The sequence below is a fragment of the Kitasatospora sp. NPDC004799 genome, assembly GCF_040609095.1.
In the GTDB taxonomy this organism is placed as follows: Bacteria; Actinomycetota; Actinomycetes; order Streptomycetales; family Streptomycetaceae; genus Kitasatospora.
Genome location: NZ_JBEXJK010000162.1, coordinates 1 through 17356 on the forward strand (window position 1 = coordinate 1; position 17356 = coordinate 17356).

The 17356-nt window shown below is 72.6% G+C and carries 16 protein-coding genes, 1 tRNA gene and 1 pseudogene; 10 read left to right on the forward strand and 8 right to left on the reverse strand.

The genetic code is table 11. The features are described 5' to 3' along the window. Window positions 1–129 precede the first annotated feature (129 nt). Together ABZW03_RS20960 and ABZW03_RS20965 are read left to right on the forward strand one after the other, a co-directional pair. Window positions 130–468 carry a helix-turn-helix domain-containing protein gene (locus tag ABZW03_RS20960; RefSeq protein WP_355260208.1) on the forward strand — a complete coding sequence of 113 codons (339 nt, stop codon included), beginning with the start codon at window positions 130–132 and terminating at the stop codon, window positions 466–468. Between the two features lie 63 nt (window positions 469–531). Then, window positions 532–2055 carry a LacI family DNA-binding transcriptional regulator gene (locus ABZW03_RS20965; RefSeq protein WP_355260211.1) on the forward strand — a complete coding sequence of 508 codons (1524 nt, stop codon included), beginning with the start codon at window positions 532–534 and terminating at the stop codon, window positions 2053–2055. Window positions 2056–2171: 116 nt separating this feature from the next. Here ABZW03_RS20965 and ABZW03_RS20970 read toward each other — a convergent pair. The 4 genes from ABZW03_RS20970 to ABZW03_RS20985 all read right to left on the reverse strand — a co-directional run bounded on the left by ABZW03_RS20970 (window position 2172) and on the right by ABZW03_RS20985 (window position 5486). Then, window positions 2172–2245, reverse strand: a tRNA-Pro gene (locus ABZW03_RS20970). 100 nt (window positions 2246–2345) lie between these two features. Beyond that, complete coding sequence (locus ABZW03_RS20975) at window positions 2346–3290, reverse strand: metallophosphoesterase (RefSeq protein WP_355260213.1); 945 nt, start codon at window positions 3288–3290, stop codon at window positions 2346–2348. Further along, entirely contained in the window at window positions 3290–4036 is a 747-nt protein-coding gene (locus ABZW03_RS20980) for a CGNR zinc finger domain-containing protein (protein WP_355260216.1), read from the reverse strand. Before ABZW03_RS20980 ends, ABZW03_RS20975 begins: the two co-directional genes overlap by 1 nt. Before the next feature lie 139 nt (window positions 4037–4175). Next, window positions 4176–5486 (reverse strand): helix-turn-helix domain-containing protein, encoded by a 1311-nt coding sequence (locus ABZW03_RS20985; protein WP_355260218.1) that lies wholly within the window; start codon window positions 5484–5486, stop codon window positions 4176–4178. Window positions 5487–6175: 689 nt separating this feature from the next. Here ABZW03_RS20985 and ABZW03_RS20990 point away from each other — a divergent pair. Further along, window positions 6176–6628 (forward strand): GatB/YqeY domain-containing protein, encoded by a 453-nt coding sequence (locus tag ABZW03_RS20990; RefSeq protein WP_355260221.1) that lies wholly within the window; start codon window positions 6176–6178, stop codon window positions 6626–6628. 279 nt (window positions 6629–6907) lie between these two features. On the opposite strand, the gene ABZW03_RS20995 is transcribed toward ABZW03_RS20990, so the two are convergent. Beyond that, the gene (locus ABZW03_RS20995) at window positions 6908–9178 is read right to left on the reverse strand and encodes a transglycosylase domain-containing protein (RefSeq protein ID WP_355260224.1); all 2271 of its coding nucleotides are present in this window, start codon (window positions 9176–9178) and stop codon (window positions 6908–6910) included. Window positions 9179–9679: 501 nt separating this feature from the next. Between ABZW03_RS20995 and ABZW03_RS21000 the strand changes: the two genes are divergently transcribed. After that, entirely contained in the window at window positions 9680–10003 is a 324-nt protein-coding gene (locus ABZW03_RS21000; protein ID WP_030240986.1) for a WhiB family transcriptional regulator, read from the forward strand. Between the two features lie 48 nt (window positions 10004–10051). Here the strand turns inward: ABZW03_RS21000 and ABZW03_RS21005 are convergent, their stop codons facing one another. Both ABZW03_RS21005 and ABZW03_RS21010 read right to left on the reverse strand, forming a co-directional pair. Further along, window positions 10052–11326 (reverse strand): ArsA family ATPase, encoded by a 1275-nt coding sequence (locus ABZW03_RS21005; protein WP_355260227.1) that lies wholly within the window; start codon window positions 11324–11326, stop codon window positions 10052–10054. Next, the gene (locus ABZW03_RS21010) at window positions 11323–12396 is read right to left on the reverse strand and encodes an ArsA-related P-loop ATPase (RefSeq protein ID WP_355260230.1); all 1074 of its coding nucleotides are present in this window, start codon (window positions 12394–12396) and stop codon (window positions 11323–11325) included. Before ABZW03_RS21010 ends, ABZW03_RS21005 begins: the two co-directional genes overlap by 4 nt. A 212-nt stretch (window positions 12397–12608) precedes the next feature. Between ABZW03_RS21010 and ABZW03_RS21015 the strand changes: the two genes are divergently transcribed. From ABZW03_RS21015 to ABZW03_RS21035, 5 genes are all read left to right on the forward strand, one after another. Then, on the forward strand, window positions 12609–12767 hold the full coding sequence (locus ABZW03_RS21015; protein WP_094743074.1) for a DUF4177 domain-containing protein: 159 nt from the start codon (window positions 12609–12611) through the stop codon (window positions 12765–12767). Then, complete coding sequence (locus ABZW03_RS21020; protein ID WP_355260233.1) at window positions 12764–13231, forward strand: RidA family protein; 468 nt, start codon at window positions 12764–12766, stop codon at window positions 13229–13231. The genes ABZW03_RS21015 and ABZW03_RS21020 overlap by 4 nt, the downstream gene beginning before the upstream one ends. 115 nt (window positions 13232–13346) lie before the next feature. Then, on the forward strand, window positions 13347–14213 hold the full coding sequence (locus tag ABZW03_RS21025; protein ID WP_355260236.1) for an NUDIX hydrolase: 867 nt from the start codon (window positions 13347–13349) through the stop codon (window positions 14211–14213). Between the two features lie 181 nt (window positions 14214–14394). Further along, complete coding sequence (locus tag ABZW03_RS21030; RefSeq protein ID WP_355260238.1) at window positions 14395–14568, forward strand: hypothetical protein; 174 nt, start codon at window positions 14395–14397, stop codon at window positions 14566–14568. Further along, entirely contained in the window at window positions 14565–15401 is an 837-nt protein-coding gene (locus ABZW03_RS21035) for an MBL fold metallo-hydrolase (protein WP_355260241.1), read from the forward strand. The genes ABZW03_RS21030 and ABZW03_RS21035 overlap by 4 nt, the downstream gene beginning before the upstream one ends. Window positions 15402–15783: 382 nt before the next feature. On the opposite strand, the gene ABZW03_RS21040 is transcribed toward ABZW03_RS21035, so the two are convergent. Beyond that, a complete protein-coding gene (locus tag ABZW03_RS21040) occupies window positions 15784–16458 on the reverse strand; it encodes a Crp/Fnr family transcriptional regulator (RefSeq protein ID WP_030288117.1) in 675 nt (224 codons plus the stop codon). A gap of 319 nt (window positions 16459–16777) precedes the next feature. Here ABZW03_RS21040 and ABZW03_RS21045 point away from each other — a divergent pair. Beyond that, window positions 16778–17356: pseudogene (locus ABZW03_RS21045) on the forward strand (FUSC family protein); the annotation flags it as partial.

The window sequence follows — 17356 nt, forward strand, 5'->3', positions numbered from 1 at the left end:
CCGCTACCGCTACCCAATCCGCTACCAAAAACATGCCCCTGACCAGGGAGGTAGCGGCAGTAGCGGCAGTAGCGGATCCCAGAGAAGGAAGGGGCAAAGCCCCGCCAAGGTCTATCCGGAGGATTTCGCATGTCCAAGGACCAAGGAGTGCTGCCGCCGCTCTACCGCCCGGCCGACATCGCCAAGGCCATCGGGATGTCCGAGTGGTGGGTGAAGGAGCAGGCCCGTCGTGGGCGCATCCCCTTCACCAAGCCGGGACGCGCCTACCGATTCACGGCCGAGCAGGTCGCCGAGATCGTCCGCATGTACGAGGTGCGGCCGGCCACCACGGCCGCGCCGCAGACCAAGGTCGCCACGGTCGCGGTCCTGAAGAAGTCGGCCCGCGACCTGCAGCCGACCCGATCGGGTGCCCGACTCCGGGCGCGAGTGCCGCGTAGGGCGGCGCTCCACCAGCAGGACGCTGCCTGATCACAGCCCACACGCCCCGCCCGGTGCCGCCACCGGGCGGGGCCCTGTCGTAGAGAGAGCACATTGGGATACGGCGAGAACCGTGGCGACTACTGGCGCGCCCGGTACAAGATCGCGCCCGGCATCTACGGGACCGTGAAGGACGCCAACGGGAAGACGGTTCGCTTCACGACCAGGCGCGCTGCCGAGAAGGCTGCTGGGATTGCCGAGGACGAGGTCGTCAAAGCGGCGGCTCGGCCGCCGGCCGCTCCGGAGCCTGAGCGGATGACGTTCGGCGAATACGCGAGCGGCTGGTACGAGGGCCAAGATCTGGCCGCGTCCACCATGCAGAACTACCGCCGCCACATCGAGGAACATCTCCTCCCCGAGTTCGAGACCGCCCTGATCGCCGAGATCACCAAGGGCGACATCGACGCCTGGGAGCGGAAGGAGCGTGAGCGCGGCTACGCGGCCAGCAGCATCAAGACGTGGCGCGGCACCCTACACCTGATCCTCGCGGACGCCGTGGACGAGGGACTGCGGGACTCCAACCCGGCGACCCGCCGGCGTGGCCGGGGCAAGCGCGCTGGCCGCTCGCGCAACCGCGGCCCCGAGAAGGTGGTGACGAACGCGCTCGGCGTCCTGCTGATCGCCGAGCGGGCGGCGCTGCTGTCGGGCCGCGACGACGAGTTCGTCGCGGTCGTGCTCAAGGGCTACACCGGCATGCGCTGGGGCGAAATCGTGGGTCTGGAGACCGAGTTCGTTCGGCCGGGCGCCGTCCGGGTCGAGCACCAGCTGTACGAGCTGGACTCCGGGGAGCTGCACCGGTGCCCGCCCAAGGACGACTCCTACCGAACGATCGACACACCGGAGTTCCTCTCCACCCTGCTTACCGGGCAGCTCGCGCGGGCGAGCCAGATGCCCTGCGAGTGCCATGGGCTGCGGTACCTCTTCAGCGGCCATGGCGCCGCCAACGGAGCGGCGCACCGGCCCGGAGCGAAGCTGGTCGACGTCGCGCGGGCCGCCGGAGTCTCCACCGGGACCGTGTCGAATGTGCTCAACCGCCCCGACGCGGTGGCCGAGGGCACTCGGCTGCGGGTGGAGAAGGCCATGGCCGATCTCGGCTACGTCCGGTGGCAGGCGTCCGGGATGAACGCCGCGCACTGGCGGAGGAATGGGTTCGCCACTTGGCTGTTCCACCCGGCGGCCACCGGCTGGTACCCGAAGAAGGCCCCGGAGGAGGCCCGACCGGTGCCGGTGCTGGCCGAGCCGTGGCCTGGCATCCCCGCCCGCGGCCGGGGAGCGGCCGGCCGGGCGCAGGCCTGCTGGCTGCCGATCGCGCGCGGCCTCACCCCGCACGGGCTGCGGCACGCGCACAAGACGATGATGGACGAGCTGCGGACGCCGCCGAAGCTCAAGGACGAGCGGATGGGGCACGAGGACGGCTCCGTCCAGGCCCGCTACTCCCACATCACGCCGGAGATGCGCCAGGACCTCATGGAGGGGCTGACCCGGATGTGGTCCGCGTCACTCGACGTTCGCCGGCGGATGGCGCCCGGCTCGCCCGTGGCGGTTCTCGACGCCCTGCTGAAGGTGCCTCAGCGGTAGGTCCCGGGAGAAGGTTTCCCGGCGGTTTTCTCCCAGGATTCTCCCGAGAGTCCCCGGAAAGCCAGTCAGGGCCGGTCTCCCTTGCGGGAGACCGGCCCTGAGCTGGTCTTACTGGGTCGGGGTGGCGGGATTTGAACCCACGGCCTCTTCGTCCCGAACGAAGCGCGCTACCAAGCTGCGCCACACCCCGGTCTTTCTGTTTGTCGCTCCGTCTCCTTCGCGACGAGTAGAACTCTACCGGACGCTCGCCGAGACACGAAATCCGGTTTCGAGCGGGCGTCCGGCGGGGGTCAGCGGGGGGCCGGGGTGAGGGTGAGGAGGGTGGCCTCGGGCGGGCAGGCGAAGCGGACGGGGGTGTAGCGGTTGGTGCCGCAGCCGGCCGAGACGTGGAGGTACGAGCGATGGCCGCCGGCGGTGTGGGTGGAGAGGCCCTTGACCCGGCGGGTGTCGATGTCGCAGTTGGTGACCAGGGCGCCGTAGAAGGGGACGCAGAGCTGGCCGCCGTGGGTGTGGCCGGCCAGGATCAGCGGGTAGCGGTCGGCCGTGAAGGCGTCGAGGACGCGCAGGTAGGGCGCGTGGACGACGGCGAGGGAGAGGTCGGCGTCGGCGGAGGGGCCGCCGGCGACCTCGCTGTAGCGGTCGCGGCGGATGTGCGGGTCGTCGAGGCCGGTGAACTCCAGGTCGAGCCCGTTCACGGTGAGCCGGCCGCGGGTGTTGGTGAGGTCGAGCCAGCCGGCCCCGTCGAAGCCGTCGCGGAGCTTCTCCCACGGGTTGTGGACGGCGCCGACGATGCCGCGGCGGGCGGTGCCGTCGGCGTTGTTCATGCCGTGGGAGCCGCTGCGCATGGCCTGGAGGTAGCGCGCCGGGTTCTTGCGGGCCGGGCCGTAGTAGTCGTTGGAGCCGAAGACGTAGACGCCCGGGAACTCCATGAGCGGCCCGAGCGCGTCGAGGGTGGCCGGGACGCCGAGCGGGTCGGAGAGGTTGTCGCCGGTGTTCACCACCAGGTCCGGGCGCAGGCCGGCCAGGCTCTTCAGCCAGCGCTGCTTCTTGCCCTGCCCGCTCACCATGTGGATGTCGGACACCTGGAGGACCCGGATCGGGCGGGCGCCGCGCGGGAGGACGGGGACCTCGATCCGGCGCAGGCGGAAGGCCCGGACCTCGTACCCGACGGAGTAGGCGAGACAGGCGGCGCCGGCGGCGGCGATGCCGAGGGGAACGGAGTACAGCGGTCGCATCAGGCCATGCTCTCAGACGGTGGATCAGCCGGCGCACGCCCGGAGTCGGCGGGGACGGAGGCGGGAGCGGAGGCAGGAACGGCGCTGGGAACGGAGGCAGGGACGGCAGCGGCCGGGAGTGCCTCCTCGGACTCCCGGCGGGCGCGCAGGGCGCGGACCTTGTGGCGGTTGCCGCAGCGCTCCATCGAGCACCAGCGCCGCCGGCCGGGCCGCGAGGTGTCGACGAAGAGCAGCTGGCAGTCGTGCGCGCCGCACTCCCGGACCCGGTCCGCGTACGGGCCGGTGAGCAGGTCGATGGCGTCCCGGGCGAGGGTGGAGGCCAGCTGCGCGCCGTCGGCGGGCAGCGGGGCGGCCGCGGTGCCGTCCGGGGCGATCCGGGGGACCAGCGGCGGGTGCTCGGCGGCCCGGTTGAGGACGGCGTAGTCCTCGGGCTCGCCCGGGCCGCCGTGGGCGCGGGCGGCGGCCAGTCGCCACAGCGCGTCGCGCAGGGTGCGGGCGGCGGCGAGCTCGGCGGGGGAGATCCGCACCGCGTCGGCGGGCAGCCGCAGCCGGGACAGCGGGAGCCAGTCGGCCAGGTCGGCGGGCCGGTGCAGCACCTCGTACCGGGCGTACGGGCCGGGGCCGCCGGTGGTGAGCAGTTCGAGGCAGAGGGCGCCGGGGTCGAAGTGGAAGCGGCCGCCCCCGGGAGTGGTGAGGACCAGCCCGGGCGGGGTGCTCCGGTCGGCGGGGTCGGCTCCGTCGGTCATGCGACCCAGGATAGGTGTAACTGGGAAGAGGGGTTACGGGGCCGCTCCCGATCCGGCCGGCCAGGGGGAACCGACCCCGCGTCAGGGCGGCCCCGCCGGGCCCGGAGCGGGACTCCGGGCCCGGCGGGGCGGTACGGCCTCAGGCCGGGATGGCGTTGACGTACTCGCGCATCATCCGGGGCACCCGGTACGCGTAGTGGTGGCCGCGCTTCACCTGGACGACGGAGAAGTCGACCAGCTCGGCCAGGACGTCGAGATGGCGGGAGGGCTCCCGGCCGCCGTCGACCGGCTGCCGCCGGACGTCGTCGATGGAGAACTCCTCGGGGAGCCGGGACAGCCGTCTGAGCGCCCGGCGCTGCCGTTCGTCGAGCAGTCCGTACGCCCAGGCGAGGCTGCGGTGCAGCGAGCGGTGGTGGGAGAGCCCGCCGACCTCCTCCTGGCCGAGGATCGGCAGCACCCGGCACTCCTCCATCAGGACGTGCAGCGGCACCGACCGCATCCGGACGGCGGCGTTCTCGATCGCGAGCGCCAGACCGCCGAGGCGCCGGCAGAGTTCGACCACCTGCGGCATCTGGTCGCTGAGGTCCAGCGTCGGGACGACCGAGTGCACCCGGCGGCAGAACAGCTCGGCGGCGGGCGGGCAGCCGTACGGGCCGTCCGGGTGGTCGACCGACAGCGGCGAGACCTCCCACAGGTCGGCGGGGACGCCGCTGGGCGCCCGCAGCGAGGTGATCATGACGTGGAGCGCGGGGTGCCGTGCCAGCAGCGCCCGGACCAGCCGGGCCACCGTGTCGATGACGTGCTCGGCGTTGTCGACGACCAGCAGCATCTGCAGCTCGGGGTTGGTCCGCGGGTCGCGGTCGAAGCCCCGGAAGAGGGCGTCGAGGGCGCGCTGGGCCTGGGCCGAGGCGGCCGCCGGGTCGACGCCCTCGGGGGTGACCGAGCCGAGCTCCAGGACCACGACGCCGTCCCGGAAGCGGTCCAGCAGGTGGGCGGCCGAGTCCAGCGCCAGGCGGGTCTTGCCGACCCCGGCCGGGCCGGTGAGCACCAGCGGACGGCCCGGGCGCAGGGCGGTCACCACGTGCAGCAGGTCGGCCTGGCGGCCGACGGTGATGTCCGTCTTGGGGCGCAGCCCCTGCCAGCGCGCGTTGTCCGGGAGTGCGGAGATGTGGGTCAGCGGTCCGGGCTCCGGCGGGGCGGGCAGCAGCCCGGTCGGGGTGCCCGCCTGGACGGCCCGGGAGAGCAGGGACTCGTCCCGGCCGGTCGCCGCGGAGAACAGCGCGCCGACCAGGAGTTCCACGGAACTGCGCCGCGGATTCTTGATGGCCCCGGTTTCCAGATTGCGAATGGTGCGAACGCTGACGGTGGAGTGCTCAGCTAATTGCTCCTGACTCCAGCCGACCATCTTCCGTTGAGTTACCAACATCGAGCGAAGCTGATTGTTGTCCATTCCCCCGCGCTTCCTGCTGTCGTGAGCAGAATAAAAGTCAGAACTCGATGCGCCGTGGTGCGGCGCCAATCACTTCGAAAAACGATCACGGCCGACCGGGCGGACAGCCGGGCAGCCGGGTGGAGCGCAGGCCCGGACGCTCGTACCGGCAGGGGCTGCAGGGGTGCCCGGGCCGCAGGGTGTCAGGGCCACGGAGGCCCTGGGCGGCAGTGTGTCAGTGCCGTGGAATAATGGATCGGGGACGTGGTGACGGTTTGTCACGGCTGTTCGTGACGGTCTTCGAGGATGATTCGACGGTGAGGTGATCGCCGCCCTCGACTGCTCGAGCGACGCGCGAACGAGTGTACTACGCGGACTATTTTCGGCGAAGCAGTCACAACGTTCGATTTGCCCCTTTGGGACCGGCAACTTCGCGTCGGCTCCGGCAATTTTCGGCATTCCGGCCGAGATGGTGCGAGCATTATCAGCCACCCTGGCCGAATCCTTTCGCCCGTTCCCGGCCTCGATCATCGATTGTTCACGGACTTGACCGCCGCCCGTTCCCGGTCCGGCCGGCCGTCGCCCGGCGCGCCCGTCGGACGACGGCCGGCCCGGGTTGTCGGGGATACTCGTTCAACTGCGGAAATCCCGGTGGATGCCCGCGGGAAACCTGGTTGAGCCCACCCACAGCCGAAGGATAAGAAGAGGAAATGACAACGCTCAAGGAGCAGCTGCAAGAGGACCTCACGGCTGCGATCAGGGACCGGGACGAGCTGCGCGCGTCCACCATCCGGCTCACGCTGGCCGCCGTCACCAGCGAGGAGGTGGCGGGCAAGCAGAAGCGCGAGCTGTCCGACGCCGACGTGCTGAAGGTGATCGGCCGCGAGGCGAAGAAGCGCCGGGAGGCCGCCGAGGCCTTCGGCACCGCCGGCCGGACGGAGCAGGCGGCCCGGGAACTGGCCGAGGGCGAGGTGCTGGCGACCTACCTGCCCAAGCAGCTCACCGACGAGGAGCTGGCCGCGATCGTGGCGGCCGCCGTGGCCGAGAGCGGCGCGAGCGGCCCGCAGGCGATGGGCGCGGTCATGAAGCTGGTGAAGCCCAAGGTCGACGGTCTGGCCGAGGGCAGCCGGGTCGCCGCCGCGGTGAAGGCCGCCCTGGCCTGAGCGCGCCTGGCCTGAGCCCGGCCCGAGCCCGGTCGGGCTGGGTCCGCCCCGAGTTCGGTCGGCCCGGCCCGACCCGGCCCGGGCCGCCTGGCCTGAATCGAGTGCCCCGGCGCGCCCCCGCACGCCTCGTGCGGCGCCGGGCCACCGCCCCGGCACCCGCGAACCCCGGCAACACGCCGAAGGGGCGCCCTCCGTACGGGAGGGCGCCCCTTCGTGCTGTTCCTGGGCCGGTGCGCGGTGCGCGGTGCGCGGTGCGCGGTGCGGGGCCGGGAGGGCCGGTCAGCCGTTCCCGCCGCCGTGCTTCCCGCCGTTCCCGTTCCCCGGGATGGGCGGGAAGGTGAACCCGCCGGGCAGGCCGCCCGGCAGCCCACCGGGCAGACCGCCGACCTGGCCGGGGTTGCCGCCCGGCTGCTGCTGCTGCTGCGGCGGCGGGGGGTTGCCGCCGGGCTGCGGAGCGTTCGGGTCGGCGGCCGGCGGAGTGGTGCCCGCCGGGGGAGTGGCCGGCTGCGGGTCCGGGATGTTGGCCGTCTGGATCGGCTCCAGCGGCGTGCCCTTGAGCGCCTGGTTCATCGCCAGCGCCCAGATCGGGCCGGGGCCGGTCGCGCCGAACACGTCGTCGAAGTGCTTGCCGCCGATGTTGATGTTCTTCATCTTGACGCCGCCGGCCGGGCCGCCGAGCCAGACCGCGGTGGCCAGCGACGGGGTGTAGCCGTTGAACCAGGCGGCCTTCTTCTCGTCGGTGGTACCGGTCTTACCGGCGATCTTGCGGCCGTCGTCCATGGTCAGGGCGGCCGCGGTGCCCTTCTCGGTCACGTTCAGCAGGACGGCGTTGAGCGAGTCCGCGGTGGTGTCGGAGAAGGCCTGGTTGCACTGGGCCTGCGGGACCGGGACATCCTTGCCGTCCACCGTGGTGATCTTGTTGATCGCGACCGGGGTGCAGTACTTGCCGCGGGCGGCGAAGGTCGCGTAGACGTTCGCCATGGTCAGCGGGGAGAGCTCCAGGGTGCCGAGGACCATCGAGGGCACCTCCTGGAAGGCGTCGCCCTTGGCGGACTGGGTGATGCCCAGCTTGTTCGCCATCTGCTTCATCGCGCAGAGGCCGACCTGCTGCTCCATCTGCACGAAGTAGGTGTTGATCGAGCGGGCCATCGCCTCCTTCAGCTGGTACGGCCCGACCTCGCTCTCCTGCTCGTTCTTCACCGTGGTCTTGGGCTTGTCGGTGTTCTTCCAGGTGCCCGTGCAGGTGGACATCTGGGGGTACTCGATCTTGTTCTCGGACGGGAACGCCTGGGTGTTCGACATGCCCGACTCCAGCGCCGCCGCGGCCAGGATCGGCTTGAACGTCGAACCGGTCTGGAAGCCGTTGCCGCCGCCCATCGCCGCGTCCACGTTGAGGTTGACGACGGTCTGGTTCTTGTTCGGGTCCAGGCCGTACGGGCGGGTCTGGGCCATCGCCAGGATCTTGCCGGTGCCCGGCTCCATCATGGTGGCGGCCGCCGACACCTGGTCGGTCACGTTGACCTTCGAGGTGACGGCGTTCTGGGCGGCGGCCTGCTTGTCCGGGTCCAGCGTGGTGTAGATGTTCAGGCCGCCGGTGTTCCAGAGCTTCTTGCGCTCGTCGGCGCTCTTGCCGAAGGCCGGGTCCTGCTTGACCACGTGGCGGACGTAGTCGCAGAAGAAGCCCATCCCGGCCTGGGCGGTGATGCAGCCGTTCTGCGGGTCCTTGTACTTCAGGCCCAGCGGGGCGGCCTTCGCCTCCTTCGCCTGGTCGGCGGTGATGTGCTTGTTCTCCAGCATCTTGTCGATCACGACGTTGCGGCGCTTGACCGTGTTCTCGGGGTAGCGCACCGGGTCGTAGGACGACGGGTTCTGCACCATGCCGGCCAGGGTGGCGGCCTCGGCGATGGTCAGGTCCTTGTTGCTCTTGCTGAAGTAGCGCTGGGAGGCGGCCTCCACCCCGTAGGCCTGGTGGCCGTAGAAGGTGATGTTGAGGTAGTTGGTGAGGATCTGGTCCTTGGACAGGTCCTCCTCCAGCTTGATGGCGACCTTGAGCTCCTGGATCTTGCGGCCCAGGGTCTTGCGCTGGGCCTCCAGGACGGCCGCCTGGTCGTCGCCGGCCTTCTCCACGTTGACGTTCTTCACGTACTGCTGGGTCAGCGTCGAGGCGCCCTGGGAGGCGGTGCCGCTCTCCGCGTTCTTGCTGACCGCGCGGAGGATGCCCTTGAGGTCGACGGCGCCGTGCTCGTAGAAGCGGGCGTCCTCGATGTCCACCTGGGCGTGCCGCATGAACGGCGACATCTGGTCGGCGGTGATGACGGTGCGGTCGCGCTCGTAGACCTTGGCGATCAGCCCGCCCTTGGCGTCGAAGATCTGGGTGGCCTGGGTGAGCGGCGGCGTCTTGAAGTCGTCGGAGATGTTGTCGAAGCTCTCCGCCGTGTCCTTGGCGGTCAGCCCGATGGCGCCGACGGCGGGCAGGGCGAGCCCGGCCAGCAGGACTCCGGAGAGCACGCTGACGCCCAGGAACTTCACGCCGTTGCCGGCGTGCTCCAACGGTGATCCGCCGGTCCGGCCGCGCGGAGCTCCGGGGTTGCCTGGGGCCTGGGATGCCTGTGGGCGCTTCGGTGCCATGAGGAGAACCCTACGTCCCGGATTCCCGCACGCGGGGGCAGGTGTTCGCCTAGGCTTGTCACAAGCTTGCGACAGCTTCGGAGCGTCAACATCAGCCACTCTTGTGGGCGAGGAGACTTGCCCGAATTGCCCGTCGATGCACGGGTTTTGAGGCAGCTGTGGCCTGCTGTCCCCGTGTGACCGGCTGCGCTCCGTGACGACGCCTGTGGCGAGAGTGTCGGTTCCGCATTTGGCAAGGTGTGCGACCTGCGATCACTCCAACGAGTGAGCTGATCGATACCCATAGTCCAATCGGGTCATTCGAGATTGAGCCCGAAGGGGCTGTTGCAAGCTGTCGTTCTTCCGTAACGTCCTCAACTGGCAACGGTGAATATGCCGTTGCCGCCGTGGGGGAGCCTCGATACGGGAGAGGACGGCGCCGGCATGGGCTGGGTTGACGACTGGAGTGCGCAGGCCGCCTGCCGCACGAGTGATCCGGACGAACTGTTCGTCCAGGGGGCGGCACAGAACCGGGCGAAGGCGGTGTGCAGCGGCTGCCCCGTCCGGACGGAGTGCCTCGCGGACGCCCTGGACAACCGGGTGGAGTTCGGCGTCTGGGGTGGGATGACGGAGCGCGAGCGCCGGGCGCTGCTGCGCCGCCGTCCGACGGTCATCTCGTGGCGGAGGCTGCTGGAGACGGCGCGCACCGAGTACGAGGAGTCCCTCGCGACCGGCGTGATACTGACGGACTACGCCCAGGCGGGCTGAGCCCGGCCGCAGCGCGCGGTCCTGGCCGGTCGGCCCCCCGGGCGCGGGCTACACCGCGCCGTTGAGCCGGTCCCCGATGGCCCGCAGTCCGTCCAGGTCGTGCACGTCGCCCGGCAGCGCCGGCACCTCCACGATCGGCACGTCCGGGTACACCGAGACGAAGCGGTCGCGGGTGCGGCGTTCGCGCCCCATGATCTGCATCCGCTCGGCGTGCAGCCGCAGCAGCCCGGCCGCGAGCAGCTCCGCCTCGGGCGAGGCGTGCTCCGAGCCGTTCTCCTCCAGGGCCTCGGCGGCCGCCAGCGCCCGCTCCGCGGTGAGCTGCGGTGCGCCCGTGCCGTGCACCCGGTTGAGCACCAGCCCGGCCAGCGGCATCCGGTCCGCGGCCAGCCGGTCCACGAAGTACGCCGCCTCGCGCAGCGCGTCCCGCTCCGGCGCGGCCACCACCAGGAACGCCGTGCCCGGCGCCTTGAGCAGCTGGTACGTGCGGTCCGCGCGCTCCCGGAAGCCGCCGAACATCGAGTCCATCGCGCTGACGAAGGTCTGCACGTCGGTGAGCAGCTGGGCGCCGAAGATCTTGCCCAGGGTGCCGGTGAGCAGGCCCATCCCGACGTTCAGGAAGCGCATCGCGCTGCGTCCGCCGACCTTGGCCGGGGCGGTGAGGATCCGGATCACCCGGCCGTCCAGGAAGGACCCGAGCCGGTTGGGCGCGTCCAGGAAGTCCAGCGCCGAGCGGGACGGCGGGGTGTCCACGACGATCAGGTCCCACTCCTCGGCGGCGCGCAGCTGCCCGAGCTTCTCCATCGCCATGTACTCCTGCGTGCCCGCGAAGCCGGCCGACAGGGACTGGTAGAAGGGGTTCTCCATGATCGCCCGGGCCCGTTCGGGCTCGGCGTGGGCCAGCACGACCTCGTCGAAGGTCCGCTTCATGTCCAGCATCATGGCCTGGAGCTCGCCGGTGCCGGTGACGCCCTTGACCACCCGGGGGGTGTTGTCGAGCTCGGTCAGGCCCATCGACTGGGCGAGCCGGCGGGCCGGGTCGATGGTGAGCACCACGACCTTGCGGCCGCGCTCGGCCGCCCGCAGGCCGAGGGCCGCGGCGGTGGTGGTCTTGCCGACGCCGCCGGAGCCGCAGCAGACGATGATCCTGGTCTTCGGGTCGTCGATCAGCTCGTCCACCGCGAGCCGCCGCCCGGTGCTCCGGACGCCGTCGGCGGCTGTGCCGCTGGTGGTCGCGCCCTGGCCGGTCCTGCCGTCGGCGGCTGTGCCGCCGGTGGTCCTGCCGCCGCCGGCCGTGTCGTCGGTGGTCCTGCCGTTGGTGGTCATGCCGCCCCCTGCCGCTTCAGCTCGGCCGCCAGCCGGTACAGCCCGCCGAGGTCCACGCCCTCGCCCAGCAGCGGCAGTTCGTACGTCGGGAGCCGCAGCTGCTGGACGTCGGCGCGCTGCGCGCGCTCCAGCTCGACCCGCTCGGCGTGCTCCCTGGCCTGCTCCAGCAGCGGGTCGAGCAGCGGCTCCACCGCCGCCCGGACCTTCTCGGCGGCGCGGGTGCGGCCGCCGAGCCCGGCCTCCCCGAGCGCCCGGGCGACCTCCTCGCGGTGGTCCCCGTCCACCGCGGCCACCGCCGCCGCGTCCAGCACCGGCGGCCGGACCAGGTTGACCATCACCCCGCCCACCGGGAGCTTCGCCGCGCGCAGCTCCTCGATGCCGTCGACCGTCTCCTGCACCGGCATCTCCTCCAGCAGGGTGACCAGGTGCACCGCGGTCTCCGGCGACTTCAGCACCCGCATCACGGCCTGCGCCTGGGTGTGTATCGGGCCGATCCGGGCCAGCCCGGCGACCTCGGCGTTGACGTTCAGGAACCGGGTCAGCCGCCCGGTTGGCGGGGCGTCCATCACCACCGCGTCGTAGCGCCGCCGGCCGTCCGGGTCCTTGCGCCGGGTCGCCTCGCAGGCCTTGCCGGTGAGCAGGACGTCCCGCACGCCGGGCGCGACGGTGGTGGCGAAGTCGACGAAACCGACCTTCTGGAGCGCCTTCCCGGCCCGGCCGAGCTTGTAGAACATCTCCAGGTACTCCAGTAGCGCCAGCTCGGTGTCGATCGCCAGCGCGAAGACCTCGCCGGGCCCGTCCTCCCCGGCGGGCAGCCCCAGTTGGGCGCGGGAGACCGAGGCGATCCGGCGCTCCTCGTACGGGAGCGCGGCGATCCCGAACAGTTCGGCGATGCCCTGCCGTCCCTCGACCTCGATCAGCAGCACCCGTCCGCCGTCGGCGGCGAGCGCCAGGGCCAGCGCCGCGGCCAGCGTGGTCTTCCCGGTGCCGCCCTTGCCGCTGACCACGTGCAGCCGGACGCCCTCCCAGTCGGGGTCGCGCCGGGCCGCCTGGCCGGGGGTGCGTGCCACGCTCCGTCTCCGTCCGTCTCCGTCCTACGGGCGTCCCCTCCTGACGAGGGTGCCCCTCCTCAGGGTGCCCTCCCGCGAGGGTAACCAGGGAGCGCACCGGATGCCCGGAGCACCTGGGCCGTCGAGCCCGATCATGCCCTCTTTGTGCCCCACCTCACACGCCCCGCGGCCGACGGCGCGGATCGCCGCGACGGCTCGTCTAGAGTCTGGCCATGACCAAGTGGGAATACATGACGGCGCCCCTGCTGGTGCACGCGACCAAGCAGATCCTGGACAACTTCGGCGAGGACGGCTGGGAGCTCGTCCAGGTCGTGCCCGGCCCGAACCCGGAGCAGCTGGTGGCCTACTTCAAGCGGGAGAAGAACGCATGAGCAGGGTCGAGGAGAAGCTCGCCGAGCTGGGCCTGACCCTGCCGCCGGTGGCCGCCCCGGTCGCCGCCTACGTCCCGGCCCTGCAGACCGGTGACTTCGTGTTCACCTCCGGCCAGCTCCCGGTGGTCGGCGGCAAGCTGCCGACCACCGGCAAGGTCGGCGCCGAGGTCTCCCCGGAGGAGGCCAAGGAGCTCGCGGGGATCTGCGCGCTGAACGCCCTGGCCGCCGTGAAGTCGGTGATCGGCGACCTCGACCGGATCGAGCAGGTCGTCAAGGTCGTCGGCTTCGTCGCCGCCGCCCCCGACTTCATCGGTGTCCCGGCCGTCGTGAACGGCACCAGCGAGCTGCTCGGCGCGGTGCTGGGCGACGCCGGCACGCACGCCCGCAGCGCCGTCGGCGTCGCGGTGCTGCCGCTGGACGCCCCGGTCGAGGTCGAGATCCTGGTGAAGGTCCGGCCCGCCTGAGCGTGACCGCGGGGCGGGGCCGGGCACCTTCCGGCCCCGCCCGCGCGTTGCCGGAGTGTGTCCGGTCGATCCGTGAGCCTGGCGGGAATTGTCGGACACGCCCTAGCATCCGGGCATGGACCATCGAGCGACGACGCTCCCGATGCCGCCCGGCTGGCCCGCCCGGATCCGGGCGGTCGAATCCGGCGCGGTGACCCCGCCGGTGCCCAGGCCCGCCGCGACCGTCGTGCTGCTGCGCGACGCCGCCGACGGGCCGGAGGCCTACCTGCTGCGCAGGCGCACCTCGATGGCCTTCGCGGCCGGGATGTACGCCTTCCCCGGCGGCGGGGTGGACCCGCGGGACGCCGAGGTCGAACCGGGCTGGGCCGGGCCGGCGCCCGAGGAGTGGGCGCGGCGGCTCGGGGTGGACGCCCGGACGGCGCGGGCGGTGGTCTGCGCGGCCGTCCGGGAGACCTTCGAGGAGGCCGGTGTGCTGCTGGCCGGCCCGGACGCCGACGGCGTCGCCGAACCGCGCGACTGGTCCGCCGAGCGGGCCGCGCTGGAGGCGCACGAGCTGTCCTTCGCCGAGTTCCTCCGGGACCACGGGCTGGTGCTGCGCAGCGACCTGCTGGGCGGCTGGGCCCGCTGGATCACCCCGGAGTTCGAGGAACGGCGCTACGACACCTGGTTCTTCGTCGCCGCGCTGCCGGCCGGCCAGCGCGCGGCCCTGGAGGTCGGCGAGGCCGACCGGGTCGCCTGGCTGACCCCGGCCGAGGCGGTGCGGGGCCACCGGGAGGGCCGGTTCGGCATGCTGCCGCCGACCGTCACGGTGCTGCGCGAGCTGTCGTCGGCCGGGACCGCCGCCGAGGCCCTGGCCGCGTCGGCCGGCCGGCCGCTGGCGCCGGTGCTGGGCCGGGCCGAGATCCGCGGCGACCGCCTGACGGTCCGCTGGCCCGGCTACGAGGAGCTGACCATCGACGGGGAGTTCCCCGAGGGCTCCTGACCGTTCCACCCACCGGGACCATCCGTACGGCCCGCACGGGCGGTGCGGCTCGCACGGACCGCACGGCTCGCACGGACCGCACTGTTCGTACGACTCGCACCACCCGCACCACTCGCACCACCTGTACGACCCGCAGGAACACGACCTTCCCGTACCGCCGCAGAGAAAGGACCGACGCCCGATGACCCACAACGACGTGGCTCGCCGGACGGCGCCCGAGACGCCCGCCCGACGCCTGATCCCCCGTGTCCCCGCCTGCGACAGCCAGGTCCCGTTCGTCGAGGTGGCGCAGCGCGCCCTCGTCCGGGCGCTGCCGCTGCGGGCCCTGCACCGAGACGCCGGAGGCGGCCGGTGAGCGGACTCCTGCCGGGTGACCCCGCCGCCGCCGTCGGCGGCGAGGCCACCCCTCGGGCGCTGTGCGTGCTGGCGCCGAACCCGTCCCCGATGACGCTGGACGGCACCAACACCTGGCTGCTCTCCGAGCCCGGCTCCGACCTCGCGGTGGTGATCGACCCGGGCCCGCTGCACGAGGGCCACCTGCGCCGGGTGATCGACCTCGCGGAGGAGCGGGGCAAGCGGATCGCGCTGACGCTGCTCACCCACGGCCACGCCGACCACTCCGAGGGCGCGGCCCGCTTCGCCGAGCTGACCGGCAGCGAGGTACGGGCCCTGGACCCGGCGCACCGGCTGGGCTCGGAGGGGCTGGTGGGCGGCCAGCGCCTGGACGTCGGGGGCCTGGACCTGCGGGTGGTGGCCACCCCGGGGCACACCTCGGACTCGCTGACCTTCCACCTGCCGGACGACGGCGCGGTGCTCACCGGTGACACCGTGCTCGGCCGCGGCACCACGATGGTCGCGCACCCCGACGGCCGGCTCGGCGACTACCTGGACTCGCTGCGCCGGCTGCACACCATGGCCTCCCACCACGGCGTGCGGACGGTGCTGCCCGGCCACGGCCCGGTGCTCGCGGACGCGCTCGGCGCCGTCGACTACTACCTGGCCCACCGGGCCGCCCGGCTCGCCCAGGTGGAGACCGCGGTCGAGGCGGGCTGCCGGACCGCGCCCGAGGTGGTGGCCCGGGTCTACGCCGACGTGGACCGGGCGCTCTGGCCGGCCGCCGAGCTGTCGGTGCGGGCCCAGCTGGAGTACCTGGAGGAGCACGGGCTGATCCCGGGCGCCGAGGACTGACCGGGTCGGCCGACCGGGGCGACTGTCTGGGGTGGCCGACCCGGTCAGCTGTCTGGGGTGGCCGACTGGGACGTCCGACTGGGGCACCGGCCCGGGCCGATCGACGGGAACAGTCGACCAGGGCGACCGACTTGAGCAAGGGCTCGGGGCGATCGACCAGGTCAGCCGACTGGGGTGGCCGACTGGGGCACCGGCCCAGGGCGATCGACCGGGGCAGTCGACCGGGGCGGGCGACTTGAGCAAGGGCCCGGGTCGACCGGCCGGGTCGGCCGACCGGGGCAACAGCCCGAGGCGACCGACCGGGACTGCTGACCAGGTCGGCCGACCGGGGAACGCCGAAGGGCCCGTCCGATCCGGACGGGCCCTTCCGCGTTCGCGGGCGTCAGCGCGAGCGGCGCGACAGCCGCTCGACGTCCAGCAGGACCACCGCGCGGGCCTCCAGCTTCAGCCAGCCGCGGCCGGCGAAGTCGGCGAGCGCCTTGTTGACCGTCTCACGGGAGGCGCCGACCAGCTGGGCCAGCTCCTCCTGGGTGAGGTCGTGGGCGACGTGGATGCCCTCCTCGGACTGCACGCCGAACCGGCGGGAGAGGTCCAGCAGGGCCTTGGCGACGCGGCCGGGCACGTCGGAGAAGACCAGGTCGGACATCACGTCGTTGGTGCGGCGCAGGCGGCGGGCGATGGCCCGGAGCAGCGCGATGGAGACCTCGGGGCGGGCGTGCAGCCAGGGCTGGAGGTCACCGTGGCCGAGGCCCAGCAGCTTGACCTCGGTCAGCGCGCTGGCGGTCGCGGTGCGCGGGCCCGGGTCGAACAGCGACAGTTCGCCGATCATCTCGCTGGGGCCGAGCACGGCCAGCATGTTCTCGCGGCCGTCCGGCGAGGCGCGGTGCAGCTTGACCTTGCCCTCCGCCACGACGTACAGCCGGTCCCCCGGGTCGCCCTCGTGGAACAGCGACTCCCCACGGGCGAGGGTGACCTCGGTCATGGAAGCGCGCAGCTCGCCGGCCTGTTCGTCGTCGAGTGCCGCGAAGAGTGCGGCGCGCCGCAGAACGTCGTCCACGTGCTTCCTCCTTCTCGGCCGTACGGCGGGTGGGCCGTCCGGCGCAAGTTCCGTTCAGTGTTCTGCATCACCAAGCATGGCGCATGTCGCTCCGATCATATGAGGAGGGGGTGTGCCGAGGTGTGCCGTGCGGGGCCATTCGTACCGGCGGGGCACCGGGCGGGCCCGGCGGCGGGAGCCCGGGGGCGGTCGCCACTCGAACTCCTGCCCGCTCTGCTCGAACGGAGGGTCGACCACGCCGCGCGGGCACGGAGGTCGGCGTGCCCGGCGCGGCGTAAGCATATGTTTTACGGGTAAATTACCTGCTAACCTTTTGGGCATGGTCACAACCGCCCAGTTCCGTCAGGCACTTCGGGTCGGTCCGGCCGGGGACGGCTGGCACAAGCCCGCGCTCAGCGCCGTGGTCACCCTCGGCGCGCTCAACCTCACCCTGCTCGGCCTCGGCCGGCTCGACCTCGCCCTCTACACCTCGGCCGGCGGCCTGGGCGCGCTGTACGGGCACGGCCTGCCGTACCGGGCCCGGGCCCGGACGCTGGCCGGCGTGCTGCTCGGCACCGTGCTCAGCACCGGCGCCGCCCTCACCGCCGCCGCGCTGACCGGCGACGCCGCCGTCCTGGTCGCGGTCGCGGCGGTGCTCGCCGCCCTGCACAAGCTGTTCTGCGACGCCGCCCGGGTCGGCCCGCCCGGCAGTCTGATCATCACCTTCACCACCGCCAGCTGCGCCTTCGTCCCGCAGCGGCTCGCCGAGGTCCCGCCGCACCTGGCGCTCACCGCGCTCGGCGCCGCTCTGGCCTGGCTGGTCTGCATGGCCCCGGCCCTGGTGCGCCCGTACGGGCCGGAGCGGATCGCCGCCGCCCGCGCCCTGGAGGCCGCTGCCCGGCTGCTGCGGACCGGGCCC